12 protein-coding genes are annotated in these 17,257 nt (G+C 46.6%); 7 read left to right on the top strand and 5 right to left on the bottom strand.

Translation table 11 applies throughout. From position 1 onward, the window contains the following. Positions 1-208: 208 nt before the first annotated feature. The 5 genes from BUB30_RS36055 to BUB30_RS13005 all read right to left on the bottom strand — a co-directional run bounded on the left by BUB30_RS36055 (position 209) and on the right by BUB30_RS13005 (position 7,021). On the bottom strand, positions 209-1,396 hold the full coding sequence (locus tag BUB30_RS36055) for an epoxide hydrolase family protein (protein ID WP_073134271.1): 1,188 nt from the start codon (positions 1,394-1,396) through the stop codon (positions 209-211). Positions 1,397-1,470: 74 nt separating this feature from the next. Continuing rightward, entirely contained in the window at positions 1,471-2,046 is a 576-nt protein-coding gene (locus BUB30_RS13020) for a Crp/Fnr family transcriptional regulator (RefSeq protein WP_245804081.1), read from the bottom strand. Between the two features lie 450 nt (positions 2,047-2,496). After that, complete coding sequence (locus tag BUB30_RS13015) at positions 2,497-3,069, bottom strand: dihydrofolate reductase family protein (RefSeq protein ID WP_073134268.1); 573 nt, start codon at positions 3,067-3,069, stop codon at positions 2,497-2,499. 201 nt (positions 3,070-3,270) lie between these two features. Continuing rightward, a complete protein-coding gene (locus BUB30_RS13010) occupies positions 3,271-5,724 on the bottom strand; it encodes a TonB-dependent receptor (protein WP_084138061.1) in 2,454 nt (817 codons plus the stop codon). Positions 5,725-5,800: 76 nt separating this feature from the next. Further along, on the bottom strand, positions 5,801-7,021 hold the full coding sequence (locus BUB30_RS13005) for a helix-turn-helix domain-containing protein (protein WP_073134265.1): 1,221 nt from the start codon (positions 7,019-7,021) through the stop codon (positions 5,801-5,803). Between the two features lie 313 nt (positions 7,022-7,334). On the opposite strand from BUB30_RS13005, the gene BUB30_RS13000 reads away from it, so the two are divergent. The 7 genes from BUB30_RS13000 (at position 7,335) to BUB30_RS12970 (ending at position 16,577) form a co-directional block, all read left to right on the top strand. Further along, positions 7,335-8,312 carry a helix-turn-helix domain-containing protein gene (locus BUB30_RS13000; protein WP_073134263.1) on the top strand — a complete coding sequence of 326 codons (978 nt, stop codon included), beginning with the start codon at positions 7,335-7,337 and terminating at the stop codon, positions 8,310-8,312. A 71-nt stretch (positions 8,313-8,383) separates the two neighbouring features. Continuing rightward, complete coding sequence (locus tag BUB30_RS12995; RefSeq protein ID WP_073134261.1) at positions 8,384-9,082, top strand: SDR family NAD(P)-dependent oxidoreductase; 699 nt, start codon at positions 8,384-8,386, stop codon at positions 9,080-9,082. Between the two features lie 55 nt (positions 9,083-9,137). After that, the gene (locus BUB30_RS12990) at positions 9,138-10,163 is read left to right on the top strand and encodes an efflux RND transporter periplasmic adaptor subunit (RefSeq protein WP_073134259.1); all 1,026 of its coding nucleotides are present in this window, start codon (positions 9,138-9,140) and stop codon (positions 10,161-10,163) included. 55 nt (positions 10,164-10,218) lie between these two features. After that, positions 10,219-13,350 carry an efflux RND transporter permease subunit gene (locus BUB30_RS12985; RefSeq protein WP_178377094.1) on the top strand — a complete coding sequence of 1,044 codons (3,132 nt, stop codon included), beginning with the start codon at positions 10,219-10,221 and terminating at the stop codon, positions 13,348-13,350. A 95-nt stretch (positions 13,351-13,445) separates the two neighbouring features. After that, a complete protein-coding gene (locus BUB30_RS12980) occupies positions 13,446-14,741 on the top strand; it encodes a TolC family protein (RefSeq protein WP_073134257.1) in 1,296 nt (431 codons plus the stop codon). Between the two features lie 94 nt (positions 14,742-14,835). After that, complete coding sequence (locus BUB30_RS12975; RefSeq protein WP_073134255.1) at positions 14,836-15,399, top strand: TetR/AcrR family transcriptional regulator; 564 nt, start codon at positions 14,836-14,838, stop codon at positions 15,397-15,399. 632 nt (positions 15,400-16,031) lie between these two features. Beyond that, on the top strand, positions 16,032-16,577 hold the full coding sequence (locus BUB30_RS12970) for a hypothetical protein (protein WP_073134254.1): 546 nt from the start codon (positions 16,032-16,034) through the stop codon (positions 16,575-16,577). The last annotated feature ends 680 nt before the right edge of the window (positions 16,578-17,257 follow it).

The following is a 17,257-nucleotide window of genomic DNA, read 5'->3' as shown; positions in this document are numbered from 1 at the left end:
CTGCACACGCTACATCAGGCTCGACGCCGCAAGCTCCTTCATTTGGCGTGACGTATCCTTGAGTAGGGCGACCTGGTGGAGGTAGTGAAAGTACGTCATGAACGTTCGTGCTACGGTGAGATGTGAGCGTCGCACAGAAATGAGAGACAACATCTGCGCGAGTGCCAAACTGGCGCAGATGTTAAGCCTTGATTTGCCAATCTTCATATTAGGCGCGACGTGGATCGAAAACTTTTCTGAGATCGTCCACTAACAAATCGGGAACCTCCATGGCCGGGAAATGGCCCCCCTGCTCGTGAAAGAAGTATTGATCGGGTTCTCCCGTCAGCGAAAGAAGTTTTTTAAACAGCGATTGATCGGCAGGCTTGCCAAACACCGTCATAGCAGAGAACACTTTCGGTGGCGTCCATGAGTTGGAAGGCTGCGCGTCACTGTCGGCTCCCCAGTTAAAAGCCATGCTCATGTTTTCATACAGCATTTCGGCACTGGAAGCACCAATTTTATTAAACCAATATAAAGATACATTGGTGAGCATCTGGTCTATATTCATGGCCTCCTCCGGTAACGCCTTGTCTTCATCCGTCCATTCTTTATATTTTTCAACCATCCACGCCAGTTGTGCCACCGGGCTGTCGGACAACGCATAGGCAACCGTTTGCGGCCTTGTTGATTGTATTTCAAGATACGCCGTGCCATTCTTTTTATATTCTTTCATGCGCTCCAGTCTTGGTTTTTCTTCATCCGATAGAAACGAAGTGTCGGAGGGAAACATGCCAAGGCCTGCTACGGCATAGAAATCAGTGTTCACATGTGTTCCGATGAGTTTGTGTGCTGCCAGTGCCGAGATGATACTGGTTATCCCTGCCCCCATATCGCCGCCGTGAACAGCAAATTTTTCATATCCCAATTGTTCCATTAAGGTGCTGAAAGCCGCCGCGATGCGAAACATGTTCCATCCCTTCTCTTTCACGGGGGTTGAAAAACCAAACCCGGGAATAGAAGGGATAACTAAATGAAACGCGCTGCCACTATTCGTGTCACCAACCGGCCCTTGAGTAAGGGGTTCAATGACGTTGACGAAATCTGCGAAGGAACCCGGCCAGCCGTGGATCAACATCAGGGGAGTGGCATTGGGATTGGGGGATTTTATATGAAGAAAGTGAATGTTCTGGCCGTCAATCTCAGTGATGAACTGCGGATAGTTATTTAGCAAAGCTTCTTGCTTTCTCCAATCGAACTTGTTCAGCCAATAGTCCACCAGTTTTTTTAAATAATCTGCTGGCGCACCTTTTTTCCATCCTTCCTGGATCATCTCCCCAGGCCAACGGGTTTTTATCAGTCTTTCGTTTAGATCGTAGATCTCTTGTTCGGAAACTTGAATTTTGAAGGGTTTCATCGCTTTTTGGTTTTGTTTAGGACAAAATTGGCTGGAGAAGCCTCCCTAAAGCGATAACAATTGTAAAGAAATGCCTATTTTCTGTTTCTGATCCTGCTTAATGACACCGGTGTGATCCCGAGAAAGGATGCGATATAGTGTTGGGGCACGCGCTGCAGGATATGAGGACTTTGCTCCAGTAACTCTTTGTATCTTTCCTCGGGGCTGTTTTTAATCCTGGAAAGAAACAGCTTTTGATAATACATCAATCGTTGAAAATTCTGTTGCTCAAGTTCCTGTTTGATGAGCGGTGAGCTTTCGATCATGATAAAATAGTCCTTTTTGTTTAATACATGGAGTACACACGGTTCAATAGTCTCCATCGCAAACAGACTTGAATCATTATTCCGGAAACTCTCGGCGGAGGAAACGCCTTCCCCTTCAAAGAAAAACTGAAAAGTGATGTCTTTGCCGTCCTTATTAAACGACAGTCTGATGCATCCCTTTTCGATGTAAAACATTCTTTCAGAGATCTGACCTTCCTTCAATAAAATTGTTTTGGCAGGCATTTCTTCACGTTTAAAGAAATGCCTGAACTTTTCCCATTCGGCATTCAGCTGATCTCGTTCTGTTACCATGTCGGAAATTAATGAAATGCATTTATTTTGCACAATGGCTGGCTCTGAATAACAAGAGGAGTGACTTTTGACCCTGGCTTAAAGGCCGTCTATCTACGCATTTTTGAAGGTGAAAGGGTATTGGTGAGTGAACCTGCTTTAAGCCTATTGTTCGGAACACAATGTGCTATATAATATCTTGAGTAACCCCGAACTTTAGTCCTTAGCTTGACGGCTATGGACTAAAGTCCGGGGTTATTCATTTATGCTCTTTCTCTTCGAAAGGTGTGTGCATAGACTAGGCCTTTAAAAGCAGCGACAAAGACACCTCACTCATCCGGGCTTTAGCCCTGACTGCTTCTACTGCGGCACAGCAAAGCTTAGTAATAAATGCCTACATAGATTAGAGCTAATGCTTGGGGTTGCAAAATAAAGAGGCCACCCTTTTGAGATAGCCTCTTCAATACTTCCGCTGCTTACAGCGGTTAAGTTTAAACTTGATTTCTATTCAGTGGGTTTTGTCCTCGTAACCCTGAATGTAATACTTGTTCTAAAAGCGGTAGTTTCTTCTACTTTAATTCTCTCAAGCTTCACCTTATCGGTGTCTATATTTTCAAATAATTTTAGTCCTTCCCCAATGAGTACAGGCATGCTGTCGATCATCAATTCATCGCATAACCCCGAATTAAGGCATTGCTGAATGGTGTTTGCACCACCGATGATCAGAGCAATCTTATTACCCGCTGCTTTCTTGGCTTGAGCAATAGCACTCTCGATGCCATCCGTGACAAAGGTGAAACTAAGTTTATCATTTCCCTTGGGATACGTTGCGGGAGGGGTATGGGTCAGGACAAAAATGGGAACTTGAAATTCATAGTCATCGTTAGCCCATAAAAATGGATCTGCCATCTCGTACACATGTCGTCCCATAATGACAGACCCTGTGTTGTTGGTCAGTTCCTTGAATGAAGCAGTCTCAAGGAGTTCGGCAAAATCCGGACTAAGTTCTGTGCTTCCGTTACTGTCATTGATAAAGCCGTCCAATGACATGGTCATACCAGCGATTACTTTTCCCATAGTTCCAAATTTTAAAAGGTGTATTGAGGTTGATCCTAAATGCCTGCCCGCCGAATCCGCCAGTGGCGGAGAAGGAGGGTGTCACAAACCTAAACACCGTTGTCTAAAAGGGTGGGGCATAATGCGGCAATATGAAGGCTGATTGCGACAGGTTCGCTACGCTCATTTTTTGTTGGCACCCATACTGGGTGATAACGCTGCTTAGTTCACCCCCACCCTCTTCCGCTCCTCGTCTTGTCCATTGTGCTTGCGCATAGCCTGCACGGTCTTACCAATGTTGTAAGTAAAGTTGATCCGGATGATCCGGGTTTCGGGGTAATTGTAAAAATGCACATCAAGCCCAGGGTACACCACATGGTACGTTGCCCGGTTGGTATAAAAAATATCAGTAACATTTAAACGGAATGAGCCTTTTTGGTTGAACACCTTTTTTTGCAGTCCGATATTCACCGAGCCCAGTGCAGCCGTCTGGATCAGCCCCGACACATTAGGCGCATTGTACACTGTTGTAATTTCGCCGGTCAGGTCCCAGGGCAATGTTATGTTTTGCGTAAGGGTGACGATGCCACTGAATTTGCCAACCTTATAAACGTCATCGAGGAACTGTGTGTTAAAGCGATTGTAAAATAAATTGATGTTGCTATTGATCGTCCAATTCTTGCTGATCCTTATGGGGACGTTTACAGTAAGATAATAGTTTTGGTACGTGTCAAAATTTTTCTTGATGGAATATTCCGATACCCTGTCTTCCTTAAGCAGTATGACAAACGCGATATATTGTGAACTGGTACTGTACCCGAGGTTGATGGCCAGATCCTTGGCGATCGTCTGTGAGAATTGGAAGTTATGCGTGAACTGCGGGAGCAACATAGGGTTTCCCTTCTGGCCAGCGAACGGATCGAAGTAGAAGACATAAGGATACAAATCGTTGTACGCGGGCCGGTCAATCCGATAACTGTAATCAAAACCGAATTGATAATTTTCCCACAGGCTGTGGTGAAGGCTAACGTTTGGAAACACCCTGAAATAGTCTCGCTCGATGGATAGCTGAGCCCCTCCCGAAAAGCCATTGTAGTGCGTCTGCTCGGCACGCAGCCCCAGCTGCGTATCAAATCCCATCCATTTGGTTTTCAAAGTAACATAACCGGCACCTACCTTTTCTGTATAATCGAAGTCGGTCGACCGTGTCAAATCTGTTTCTAATTGGCCATTTTGGTTATTGGTGAAAACTATTTCGTTTACGGTATTTACGTAACTGAACTTCACCCCGGTCTCCACGGAGGTCTCTTTATTCAGGCGATGCACGTAGTCCATGCGCCCGGTATAAATATTAAAGGAAGAGGGTTGGTTGCTCCATATGTTGTACTGTTTTTGAAGTATGTCCGTTTGTTCAAATTGTTGGATCGCGAAGTTGTCGTTGAGCTTAAATTCATAGTTCGAGTAGTCAACATCGATGGAAAATTCGCTGCCTGTGCGGGCGAAAAGATGTTTGTACCCCAGGGAGCTTGAAACGTTGTACCAGCGATAGCGTTGATTGTTGGTCAAGGTAAAAGTTGAGTCTGCCGCGTGGCCCCGCGCTGACATTATTTGCGTCAGTGAGTTATTATCCGTGTTCCGTTCATTGTAACTACCTGATGTTATAATGGCAATTGAATTTTGGGGATCCCATTGCCATTCCGACCCTCCTTGCCAGGTATGGGAAGGCAGCCGTTGGATCCGGTCGAGCTGCTGGGTATAATAAACGGGGTCACCATCCCCAGGGCTATCGGGATGGCGAAGCGTGACACGGTCGGTGTATACATCGGCGAACCGCTTATTAAAAGTATAGCCATAGTTGAGAAAGTGATTCCACTTCAGCGTGCGATAGTTCAGATTGACGCTTCCATTCGCTTTGCCATAACGTCCGTAGCCGCCTCCCGCGGTGACGGAACCATTGAACCCCTCCAGTGTATTTTTTTTCAACTTAATGTTGATGACCCCGGCGTTGCCACTGGCATCATAGCGGGCTGATGGATTGGAGATAACTTCGATGGTCGCAATATTGTTTGCATTCATGCTGCGCAGCAATGTGGCGAGTTCAGCGGGTGGCAGGTAGGTGGGCTTGCCATCGATCATAATATTGACCCCGGTTTTCCCGTTGACCGAGATCTGATTGTTTTGGTCTATGCTCACCCCAGGCGCCCGCTCTAAAAGTTCAGCGGCAGAACCACCCGCCGCGATGATGGAGTTCTGCACATTCAGGATGAGTTTACCACCGTCTTGTTCGATCAGGGGTTTCTGCGCGCGAACAACCACTTCGCCAAGAACCCTGGCATCTTCCTTTAGGATGACTGCCGGGATGGTGTAAAGGCTGACGCCACCTTGGAGTTCGATGGGTAGGGATTGCTTTTGGTATCCCACGAAGGTTAGCGTGAGGATATATTTTCCGGGTATTGCGGATTCAAAGGAATACTGACCCGCTGCATTGGTAACAACTCCCGCGATCAGGCTTGAATCTTGTGGCTGTCGCAACAATACGGTAACATATTCTACGGGTTCGCCTTTCTCATCGCTGACACTCCCTGTTATTCTCCCGGGGGTGGATTGGGCAACAGAACAAACTGCGGTTGTCAACACCCATGCTGTAATGGTCAGAAGCTTAAACATCGTTCTCATGAATTTCCTTGGTTTGATTTTCAAGTGAATTTCAGAGAAACAGGGTTGTAACGCGTATAACCCGATCAAGTCTAACCTAATCAGCGGTCTTAAACTGGGGGTGATTTTGTTTTCGGTACTCCGAAGGCGTTACGCCTGTAAAACGTTTAAAGACTGTATTGAAGGTCACTTTGTTGTTGTAGCCCACGGCATACGCTATTTCGATGATGTTCAATTCGTGATCGTCGCTGACCAATAACCGTTTAGCCTCATCAATTCGGTTTGCATTGATGAAATCGAAAAAGTTGGTCTTGTAATATTGATTGATGACCTGCGATACAAAGTGCCGGTTGCTTTTCAACTTTTCGGCAAGCGTCTCCAGCTTGAGGTCGTTTTCTTTATAGAGTTGTTCCCGTGACATGAGCACCCCAAGATCCGCGGCAAGTTTTTTAGCCAGCGAGTCCGGCAGACCGGAGTTCTTATATTTTATATCTTCTGCTTCATGGACAAGGATTTCACCGGGGTGGAGAATAGGTGACAACGACTGATGATTTTGAGGCTGATCCTTTAAACGAGGCCAAAGCGAGTCCATGATGGGCTCACCCTCTTTCATTTTTTCGTACTGGTCGCCAAACCAGGCGAGCAGGATAATGGCACCGCAAGCCGAGAGCGAAATGAAATAGTCGGCAAGCAAAGTACTTTGCTGAGCCACAACGATCGACCAATACAGGATTGTCAACGCAATGAATGAGATGTAGAACGCCAGTATCGAATTGGCCCAGCGGCGCATGTATCCGATGCCCGGGTGGGAACGGATCTTCCTGAATAAAACGTAGCCGTAAATGGAAAGGTGAGTGATGTTGACGATTTCGGCGTAGTCGATTAGTCCGTTTATCAAATAGGAGAGAGGAGCCTGGTCCGGATACAGAATCTTGACTTCTGGTGAACTGAGATAATAGGGCATTTTGAGACCCAGCATGATCAGGAAGGGTAAAAAATGAAAACTATAGTGGAGGACAGGTTTAGGATTCTCAAATACGGCATCAAAATAAATAACGAGCAGCGGGCCATAGAGCAGGGCGAAGAGAAAGGTTGACGAGTAGAATTCAGGGACGCGATAAACGTAATTCGTCCAATAAAGACACGACTCCAATAAACCGAGAGATTGCAAAAGAAGATAGAGGCCCAGGGCCTTAGAGGCCCGGTTATTCAGGCGGGGTACGATAATTAGTTTGATCGAAAAAAATAGGCCGATAAACGAAAGCCCGACAAACAAGAAATTCCAAAAATTCAAGACGATTTCGGGTAGTTCCTTCATGGTAGAGCCAATTTCCAAAAAAGGAAAAGCCGAACCTAACGGCCCTCGCGGTTTTTGGGGCATTTTAAGGCAAAATGGTTTAACCCGATAAGATCTTACCTACGCTCATCGTTCTGGCGACCGCCAATGCTCCGAACCTGCCTGGATAAAAACCTTTTTGGCCCCTTTTTCAGATTCGATCTTTTCAACAAAGTGTTTGCCCAGGAGATCAATCCACGGGGTCTGGAGGCTGCTTTGTTTGCAACTGTTGCAGGAGGTTAAAATAAAATCAAAGTCGTTTCGTCCTCACAAGCATCAACCCAACCCCTGTGTGATGGAACCCGTAAAAATTGAGAATCAGGCCGTGCGTAATCACACCTTTTCAGAATTGCTCATTATCCTGGGACAAACCAGGCAATTGGATGGACTTCAGGTATCGGTTACAGAGAACGAAAGAAAAGCGATTCCCATCTTCTACCCTTTCCGGGTCGACCAATATTTTTTCTTCATGGTTACCGCGGGAGAATTGTCGTTAAAGCTGAACCTGGTGAGTCATGTCATACGCGAAGGTGAGTTTGTTTTGATCGAACCGGGTACAATTTGTCAATTCACAGGGTCATCCGAGTTTATTTCCAGCGCATGCCTCTCTTTCTCAAACGATTTTTTGTTGAAAGCAGGCATCTACCAGAAATACCTTTCCGCTTTCAAGTTGCTGGGCCCCAATCTAAGCATGCACGTGGTTTTGGAAAGGGAAGAGGTCGCGCTGCTGTCGGGCATTTTTAAAATGCTATACGCCAATATTGCGACCCGCGAAAAGAATGAGTTCTCGCAAGAGATCATTCAGCATAACTTCAGCATGGTGATTTATGAACTGATCAATGTTTTCTATCATCATAATCAGGAACTAAAATCGAAACCCACGCGCAAACAGGATATTACCGCGCGCTTTATGAAGTTGCTCATAAAGCATTACAGGGAGGAACGGAGTGTCCAATTTTACGCGGGTCAACTGGCCATCACGCCCCGATACCTCACGCAAACGGTGAAGGAAGTGGCAGGCAAAACAGCGGGCGATCTGATCGACGAGATGGTGATCACGGAAGCGATGATCTTGCTGAATGACCCTGATAATTCTGTCGGGCAGGCGGCCGGTTTATTGCAGTTTAGCGATCAGTTCTTTTTCAGCAAGTTTTTCAAAAACAAGACAGGGCTTACGCCATCCGAGTATCGCAAGAGCAAACAACATACGCCCATGATGCCGGAAGAATTGTCGGTCCATTCACAGGAACGAGTACTTTCAGACATAACTTAAGTACATTTCAACATTCTTAGCACGTTGCGTGCACGCCATTTTTGTATCGTCATCCCGAGAGGGCGATCAACATGGACAGTTCATCAAAAAACATCATTTCAATCGTTGCAGGCCTTACGCAGCCACTGGAGATTGCTATTATCCGGCAACTGCTTCAGCGCGATGCATTGGTGATTGTGCCGGCATCCAATGCGGATACCATCCTGCAAATCAAAAGCGAAGTGGCGGATATTGCCACCGGTTCACTGGTCACACTGCTCACCGACCCGATGGACTACGAAAGGTCAAAAGAGATTGCCGATCACATTCAATCTAACTACGGCAGAATAGACCTGGTGATTATTCTTTCCTGCACCACCTATCCCGCGCTACCGCTTACCGAGTTGGACTATGTTACCTGGGATGCGATGCAATGCGATAGTTTGTCGTATTGGTTTATGTCCGCAAGGTTATTACTTCCCTTGATGAAACATCACCGACGTGGCACCTTCATCCAGATTTGCAACGACCCTGTTCAAAAATCACAGGCGCCATCGCCGCTGGGCAGGATCGCAGGCATGCTGCAAATGGAGATCTCAAAGGAACTCGATCGCGAGGTGAGCGTATATGGCGTGCACTACTACCATGTATTCTCGCATCCTGAAAATGAAGAAGTAGACCGGTCGAAGGAGGCTGCTTACATTCTTGGACTGTATCAGGACAACATGAATCAGACCAAGGCACTGTTTCATACATCGCCGGAACACCTGCTCGCTACCACCGTATTATAAAACCTTTCACCGGTTGATACCCATACCCATTAAAAAACAAAAACGAATAATTTTTATGAATGTACTTAAAGAATTGTCCTTGATAAGCCTGGCGGTCGTGCTGCTGGCAAGCTGTGGTAAAAAAGGGGACGATCAAGTAACGGTTCCAATTTTGAAAGTCAGCACGCGGCAATTGACGGCCAATGGAATCGCGGAGACACTCTCCTATAGCGGATCGATAGAAGCAGACAATTCAGTGGCCTTGGGCTTTCTGGTTCCCGGAAGAGTAACGGCGGTATATGTGGAAGAAGGGCAACACGTGAAGGAAGGACAGTTGCTGGCGGCTATAGAAACCGTCGAATATCAAAACAATTTGCTACTGGCGGAAGCGTCGCTCGAGCAGGCACAGGATAACTTCAACCGGCTCGATGAGCTCTATGCAAAAGGAAGCTTGCCTGCCCGTGAACATTTGACGGCCAAGGTTGCCCTATCGCAAGCGACAGCAAACAAGAGCATTGCGGCGAAGCGATTGGCAGACACAAAACTGTACGCGCCATTCGCCGGCATGGTGACGGCCAAAGACATTGAAAAGGGAGCCATCGCGTCCGGCGGAATCATGGCCTTTACCATCGTGAAGACGGATTTGGTGTATGCAAAAATTTCGGTTTCGGAAAGTGAGATCAGTAAGCTCGCGATCGGTACGGGCGCGACCGTCACCATTCCTGCCATCCAGGATACACGAAGTGGAAAGATCAGCATCCTTAACCCACAAGCGGATGCTTCGACCAGAAGCTTTGAAGTGAAAGTGCGACTGGCCAATGCCAACGGGAAACTTCTTCCCGGAATGTTGGCAAACATCACTATCTCCACGGATCACAAACGCGACGTGTTGACGGTACCTGCCGATGCCGTTGTACGCGATCCGGAAGAGTTTACCTACGTCTTTGTTGTAGACGATAAAAACAGGGCCATCAGAAAGAGAATCGTTGTCGATGGCCTGTCGATGAACGAGGTCATTGTTTCGGAGGGACTTCACATTGGAGACCGGGTGATCATTCAGGGGCAAACGCAGCTGAAAGACGGTCAAACCGTATCGCTTTAAAAGGCCTTTCCGATACGTCGATTAGTTAAGCAGATACATTGATGGAAAAGACAAAATGAAAAAACGCAGAATAAATATTATTGAAGCTTCGATGAAGTATAGCCAGCTATCGTTGCTGATTGCCGGATTGCTGGTCGTTGTGGGTATCGTGGCCTTGATCACCATGCCCCGGAGTGAAGACCCACGCATTACGGTACGGCAGGGTATTGTCTTTGCGCTCTATCCGGGTGCGGATGAAATCCAGGTTGAAAAACAGGTGACCGATAAGATCGAGCAATTCCTCTTCAGTTTTGAAGAAATCAAAAAAGCAAAGACGCGCTCGGAAACCAAAGAAGGGCAGGTTGTCATTATTGCAGAGTTGAACGATGAAGTAAAAGATCCCAAAAAGTTTTGGAGCACGCTGCAGCATGGGCTGAACAGCACGCTGCGTCCACAGCTTCCGCCGGGTGTGCAAGGTCCGATTGTTAACAGCGAGTTTGGTGATGTGGTGGCGCAAATGATCACGGTGAGTGCACCCGGCAGAAGCTATGCGGAAATGGAAAACTACCTCGACAAATTGGAGGATGGCATCAAGACCATACCCGAGGTGTCCAAGATCAATCGCTATGGCGGGCAGCGTCAACAGATCTACATCGTGGTAGACGATGAGAAGATGCAGCAATATGGATTTGATTTCGCTGCGTTGTCGTCTGTATTGCAAACCCAGAACGTGACCAACTACACGGGCGACATCACCCTGTCGGCCAGCAATGTCCCCATCTTTGCCAACAGCCGGTATAAAGATGAGGCCGCCATTGGCAACCAGATTATTTTCAGTACCCCCGACGGCAAAGTGGTTCGTCTGAAAGATGTGGCGCGTATTGAAAGACGCTATGAAGAACTGAATAGTTTTATAAAGGTCGGCAACGACAAGGTGATGATGCTCACCGTACAGATGCAGCCCGGGAACAACATCGTTTTTTTGGGAGCGGATCTGAGAGAAAGGATTGAAGAAGTAAAGAAAACCCTGCCTGCGGATGTGAACATCAATACCATTGTTGATCAGCCGGAAGTAGTGCGCGAACGGGTCAGTCACTTTATGGTGGAGTTTGGCATTGCCATCGCCGCGGTTATTGTAGTGGTCATGTTGCTGTTGCCTTTTCGCATTGCTTCGATATCCGCTATTGCCGCGCCGGTATCCATTGCTATTACCTTTGCCATTCTTAATTTAATCGGCATAGAAATTCACCAGGTATCCCTCGCCGCACTGATTGTGGTGCTGGGCATGGTGGTCGATGATGCAATTGTCATCGTAGATAATTACATCGAAAAACTCGATGAGGGCGTTGCCAACTGGACGGCGGCATGGCAAAGCGCCACACAGCTCATGGTGCCGGTGTTCACGGCAACCGCTGCGATTATCTTCGCCTTCATGCCCCTGGCCTTTGTGCTCAGAGGACTTCCCAAAGAGTTCATTGTATCGTTGCCCATTGCTGTATCCATCGCGCTATTCGCGTCATTTCTGGTGGCCCTGTTGTTGACGCCTTATATGTGCTATGTCTTTTTGAAAAAGGGACTTAAGCATCATGTGGGCGACCGTCCGGTAAAGAGGAACGTGCTCGATTATTTACAGGAGGGATTTAACCAGGCAGTAGAGTTTTGTTTCCGCTGGCCAAAGTTAACCATGTTCTCGGGCCTGTTCTCCGTTTTCCTGGCCATGTTTATCGGTGGAAATGTGCAAGAAGAACTATTTCCGATGGCCGAGCGAAATCAATTTAATCTTGAGCTATGGATGCAAAACGGAACCGATGTGACAGAGACCGCCAGGGCAGTGGAAAAAGTGGAAGCCGCAATAAAAGGCGATCCCCGCATTGTAACGACAGCCAGTTTTGTGGGGACTTCCTCACCGCGATTCCACGCTACGTATGCGCCGGAAACGCCACGTGAAAATTTTGCACAAATATTTATCAATACAACCAGCGAACAAGCCACGGTTGACCTGATCGCAGAATACTTGCCCAAGTTCCAAAACTTTCTGCCCAACGGATATGTACGGGTACGACAGCTATCAAACAAGGAAACTCCCGCCCCGGTAGAGATCCGCGTTGTGGGAGATAATCTCAAGGATCAGAAAAAAGTCGCTGCGCAAGTGGCGGCCATTGTCGAGCGAGCAAAAGGAGCCAATTGGATCCGCACCGACTACCAGGACGATTACTTTGGTGTGCGCGCGATCATCAAAGAAGATGCTGCGAGTCGCCTGGGAGTAAGCCATGCTGCGATTACACAAACCTTGGGTGGTGAGATCAAAGGGAACATCGTGTCCACATTATGGGAAGAGGATAAGCCAATCGACATCGTTTTGCGACTGGACGGCAAAAATAGGGACGGCTTGAACAAGCTTGAGAACATCTACGTCACTTCACAATACAATACAAAAGTGCCGCTCAAGGATGTGGTCGAACTTCAACCCGCATGGCATACCGGTATAATTGCTCATCGCAATGGAATACGCACACTCACCGTGCGATCCGAGGCACAGCTTGGTGTGACGGCAACTACGATTGTCAATGAAGTCAGGCCAAAAATAGAGGCCCTTCCTTTGCCCGAAGGTATTTCCATTAATTATGGGGGCGAAGTGGAGTCCTCGGGAGAAACATCGCCCGACATGGGCAAGTCATTATTGATTAGCCTGATGCTCATTTTCCTTACGTTGTTATTTCAGTTTAAGAGTATCGGAAAGGTGTTGATCGTGCTGGCCGCATTTCCGCTGAGTCTGCTCGGCGCTATGCTGGGACTTTTCTTAACGGGCAACCCGATGGGTTTTACAGCATTCATCGGCATCATCAGTCTCATGGGAATTGTGGTACGCAATGGAATCATCCTGGTTGACTATGCCGATGAGTTAATTCGCGAGCATGGCTATACGCTGAAGGCTGCGGCCATTGCATCCGCCAAACGAAGAATGAGGCCGATCTTTTTGACTTCTTCGGCGGCGGCCATCGGCGTTGTTCCGATGATTTTAAGCAAGTCCCCCTTGTGGTCGCCCTTGGGCAGTGTGTTGGCGCTTGGCCTTGTCTTCTCTATGGTGATGACATTGTTTGTCGTGCCCGTGCTCTACTTCTGGTTTATAAAGCCCCAGCCTGCCCACCAGGAAATCAGCCAGCCCGACGCGGATGAACACATTCAGTATAAGCCGGAGGTCGTTTGATCTTCCACATCACAGGAAATGTTCTTGACCCGAGGGTAAGTGGTCACGAATAGATTAAGTCTTTATCGAAATCAAAATATCATAAACAACATCAAATGAAGTTGACAGTCAAAGGGATTCTTCCCGGATCCCTCCTTATCGCATCGATGTTCATGTCTTCGCTAGCGGTAGCGCAACGAAGCATAACCCTGGAGGAATTCAGGCAACTTGCCATTCGTCAGAATAACAACGTAAAAGCCGCCGACGAAAATATTCTTGTAGCCGAGGCCCAGAAAAATCAGGCTGATGCTAGCGGAAGGTTTACCCTTGACGGTACGGTTACGGGATTCTATTTCGGCAAGCCGCTGAGTACAATATTGCCCGAATACGGAGTAAGTCCGGGAATCAATTTCAATCAGCCCATCTATGCAGGAAGGAAAAATCAATTGGGACGCGACGTCGCCGCGAACACCGTAAATATTCAAACCGAACGCAAGACCCTTACTACATCCGATGTATTGTATAATACGGAAGTAACGTACTGGCAAGTGGTCTCGGCAAAGGAACAAATCAACTTGGCCGAACAAAGCCAGCGGCAATTGACCGCTTTGGTTACCGACATAAACAATCAATACACAGCGGGTCTAACATATAAGAATGATCTGCTGCGTGCACGCGTACAGCAAAATCAGAATGAGTTGAGCTTGAGACAAGCGAAAGATGCCCTTACGTTAGCGAAGCTGAACCTGGCCCAACTGACAGGGCTTGGCGACAGTGTCGAGTTCGTCGTCCCGGATAGCATCAGCGGAACGTTTGATTCGCTCCAGACTTCCGACCTGTCGGTACGTGCACAAAGTCTTCGGTCAGAGATCCGCATTCAGGAGAAGACTTTGGAGTCGGCCCGGCTGCAAGAACGAATCTATAAAGCAGACCTCTTGCCCAGTGTATCCCTGGGTGTAAGCGGTGTTACGGCATATGGCAAGCAAGGGATCAACCCCGAGAACAACAACAATACGTTAGCAACGTATTATGGCTTGTTAACGGTAAACGTACCCATCTTCGGTTGGGGCAAGCGAACGGAAAAAGTGAAAGAACAGCAATACCGGATCCGGGCGCAGGAGCACCAACTGAAGGACAGTAAAGAGATCATTTCATTGCAAGTACAACAGGCCATTTTGCAAGTGAACCAAAGTGCGAGACGTGTTACGCTGGCAGCACTCTCCTTAGTGCAAGCAGAGGAAAATTTGCGACTGAGCAAGGATCGGTTAAAAGCAGGAACCATTGTCGGAAAAGATGTTCTCGATGCACAAACCATCTGGCAACAGGCCTATAGCAGCGTTATCGAATCTAAAGTAGGTTATAGAATTGCCGAAGCAAATCTGAAACGGGCATTGGGAGAATTGGGTAGATGAACCGGCACACGGAATAGACCAGACAGTTGCTGAGATGTGCAATAAATGATAGGCAAGGAGTTCATGATGGGCTCATCTACATATACAAAGGAGTATGGAGAAAGGTCGCATAGTGAAGGTTTGCAGACATCTATTTGGAAAGTGGGGAGTACACCGCGTAACCATGGACGATGTTGCCGGGCATCTTGGTGTGTCAAAGAAAACGCTTTACAAGGCCTACGACAACAAGGACGCAATCGTCGCGGATGTCGTGAGACAGTTTGTAGAAGAAAGCAGGCTAGAACTCAAGAATCAGAAAACCTGCGGGCGGACGTTGGCGGCTCGATTTTCAATTTTTAATGAGTTCATCGTCAACCAAGCCCTGGCCTTGGGGGCTGTTCTCCTTTATGATATCCGGAAGTATTACCCATCTGCCTATCAGCTGGTGAAGCAGCATAAACATGAAATGATCGTTTACTTAAATGATCTTTTGGTGGAGGGCCAACGTTCAGGAACATTCAGAAGCAACATCGATCCCATGCTTTCAGCTGAATTAAGGATCAATGTACTGGAATGGGATATCATGAGAGCAGACCATGACACCATGCCCATTAAATTCAAACAAAGTCAATTCCTCGATTTGATGCTCAATGGGCTGAAAGTGAATCAGAATTCATAGGTAGGTATAGGTGAGAAGGAACGAGCGACACTAACAGCACAATAGCCTTTCAATCACTTTTCCACGATGCCGATACCGTTGCAAAAGCTGAATTAATAATTTTTTAATATTTCATGACGTGATATATATATACGCCTATCAAATTCTTTGAAATTCCTTATTCGGACCGCCGTGTAAGATACATGTGTTAGGAAAAATGTTAGCCTTTTTCAAGGGAATTCAAATACTTATTTATTTTTGTACGTGAAAATCATTGTTCAGTTGGTCGATAAAATCTTGTACTGAAATTTAGTTCCAATGCATTCTCAATTGAATCTAACCGAGTTATTGATCCCGTGAACAAAAAGGGAAAAAGTTAAATATTAAAAGTTATTATAAAGATATTTTCATTCTCGGCTTCAGAAATACATTTGCGTTCAATAAATTCAACAGGGTCAAATTTATCCGCGGTCGCAATATGGCTGGAAAACCAAATCGAGGACTAGTTCCTGTGGAGGATATTGACGACGTAAATTTTCCAACCGAGCAAGACTGAAGACTGGTGATAACCTTAGATAGGGTTATGGAGGTATGTTAATTCCCACTCAGTACATACATTCTGTTGAAGAGCTTCGAAAGAACGATTGAATAAAATGAAACTGATTTTAACCACCATTGCGTTTGTTGTTATAAGCATTGCGTCAATTGAAATCAATGCACAAACCTTGACTGACAGCGATGTTTGTTTTTATACTGCGATGTTCCGTGATGAAACTTCGGCCAGTCCATTTGCCGTTGCGGAGGTTAAGTTTGCAAATAGCAATCGTTCCAATCTGGTAATTGTTCGAAACGGATTTCTAGTTGCGACTTTTAGAGAGGCGGGGCTTGATTTTAAAGAAGGTTATGTGAAGACGATGTTGGAACTCAAGCGACGTGCGGAGCCGTTGGTTTTGCCAGAGGAACTCAAACAGAAATTGGAGCCGTATCTTCTTCAACCGGACGATTCATGTGCTGTCGTGTTTTCGTTGCAGGGATTAGAAAAAAGAGATAGGTATGTGAAATTCCTACTTAAGGTCAAGCGACCTTTGGATATTGAAAAGGAGAAATGCCTTGTTTTTGAACTTTTTAAGAAGCGCGAACTTGTGATGACATTCTCTGAATCTGGAGCCTACTTTTTGCCATATATCGAATGCGACTAGAGTCTATGTAAACTCTGTCTGGTTGCTGTAGGTCTTAATTAGCAGTTCGGTTTAACTTGCAACTCAAACACTGGCGAAAATAGGTATCGTGGACAATTCGGTATACCTGGTATTATCGCTTTATCAGGTGCTCCGATTCTCCACCTTCGAATTGATTACTATTGCATGCTTTGACTACCCCTGAAAGAGAAAAACCCTTTGAATCCATTGCGGCTTCGAGGTTTTGACTTTGTTTGGTATGGGCTTGGCAGAGGAGGAGGGATTACTTTCAGTGATCCCTTGTGGGGTGAGTGTCAAACAACTTCAAAACACTTCGCTTCGCTCGTTTTTGTTTTCCGTATGTCTTCGCTCAAAACTGCCGTTTTGGCTCAGCCCTACGAAAAACAAACAGCCCCGAGTTTCTCGGGGCTGTTTTGAAACTGTTTGCAGAGGAGGAGGGAAATGAACCACTCCTCAGTGCTTTGATTTTCAATACGTTAGAAGCGTGGTTTAGGTAGACTCACCAGGTCACTCACCACTTTTGACTGCAATTTTCCGGAGAACAATTTGGTGAAAAGAAATCGAACCCCCGGACTTTAATCTATTTTTTTAGATTTGTTCCTGTGGAAAACCACAAAGGTCGCAGACGGGCCAAATTTCTCGCATGGCGGCTGCTTGAATTTTGCCAAAGAGCGAATCAG

Origin of the sequence: Chryseolinea serpens, from assembly GCF_900129725.1 — a bacterium.
Lineage (GTDB): Bacteria > Bacteroidota > Bacteroidia > Cytophagales > Cyclobacteriaceae > Chryseolinea > Chryseolinea serpens.
This window is presented reverse-complemented; position numbering and strand designations above follow the sequence as displayed.

What these genes read in the sequence shown, in the direction of transcription:
- BUB30_RS12980 (WP_073134257.1), top strand. Translation starts at nt 13,446, where the DNA reads ATGAAGTTGACAGTCAAAGGGATTCTTCCCGGATCCCTCCTTATCGCA.
- BUB30_RS13015 (WP_073134268.1), bottom strand. Translation starts at nt 3,069, where the DNA reads ATGGGAAAAGTAATCGCTGGTATGACCATGTCATTGGACGGCTTTATC.
- BUB30_RS12985 (WP_178377094.1), top strand. Translation starts at nt 10,219, where the DNA reads ATGAAAAAACGCAGAATAAATATTATTGAAGCTTCGATGAAGTATAGC.
- BUB30_RS12975 (WP_073134255.1), top strand. Translation starts at nt 14,836, where the DNA reads ATGGAGAAAGGTCGCATAGTGAAGGTTTGCAGACATCTATTTGGAAAG.
- BUB30_RS13000 (WP_073134263.1), top strand. Translation starts at nt 7,335, where the DNA reads ATGGAACCCGTAAAAATTGAGAATCAGGCCGTGCGTAATCACACCTTT.
- BUB30_RS36055 (WP_073134271.1), bottom strand. Translation starts at nt 1,396, where the DNA reads ATGAAACCCTTCAAAATTCAAGTTTCCGAACAAGAGATCTACGATCTA.
- BUB30_RS12970 (WP_073134254.1), top strand. Translation starts at nt 16,032, where the DNA reads ATGAAACTGATTTTAACCACCATTGCGTTTGTTGTTATAAGCATTGCG.
- BUB30_RS13005 (WP_073134265.1), bottom strand. Translation starts at nt 7,021, where the DNA reads ATGAAGGAACTACCCGAAATCGTCTTGAATTTTTGGAATTTCTTGTTT.
- BUB30_RS13010 (WP_084138061.1), bottom strand. Translation starts at nt 5,724, where the DNA reads ATGAGAACGATGTTTAAGCTTCTGACCATTACAGCATGGGTGTTGACA.
- BUB30_RS12995 (WP_073134261.1), top strand. Translation starts at nt 8,384, where the DNA reads ATGGACAGTTCATCAAAAAACATCATTTCAATCGTTGCAGGCCTTACG.
- BUB30_RS12990 (WP_073134259.1), top strand. Translation starts at nt 9,138, where the DNA reads ATGAATGTACTTAAAGAATTGTCCTTGATAAGCCTGGCGGTCGTGCTG.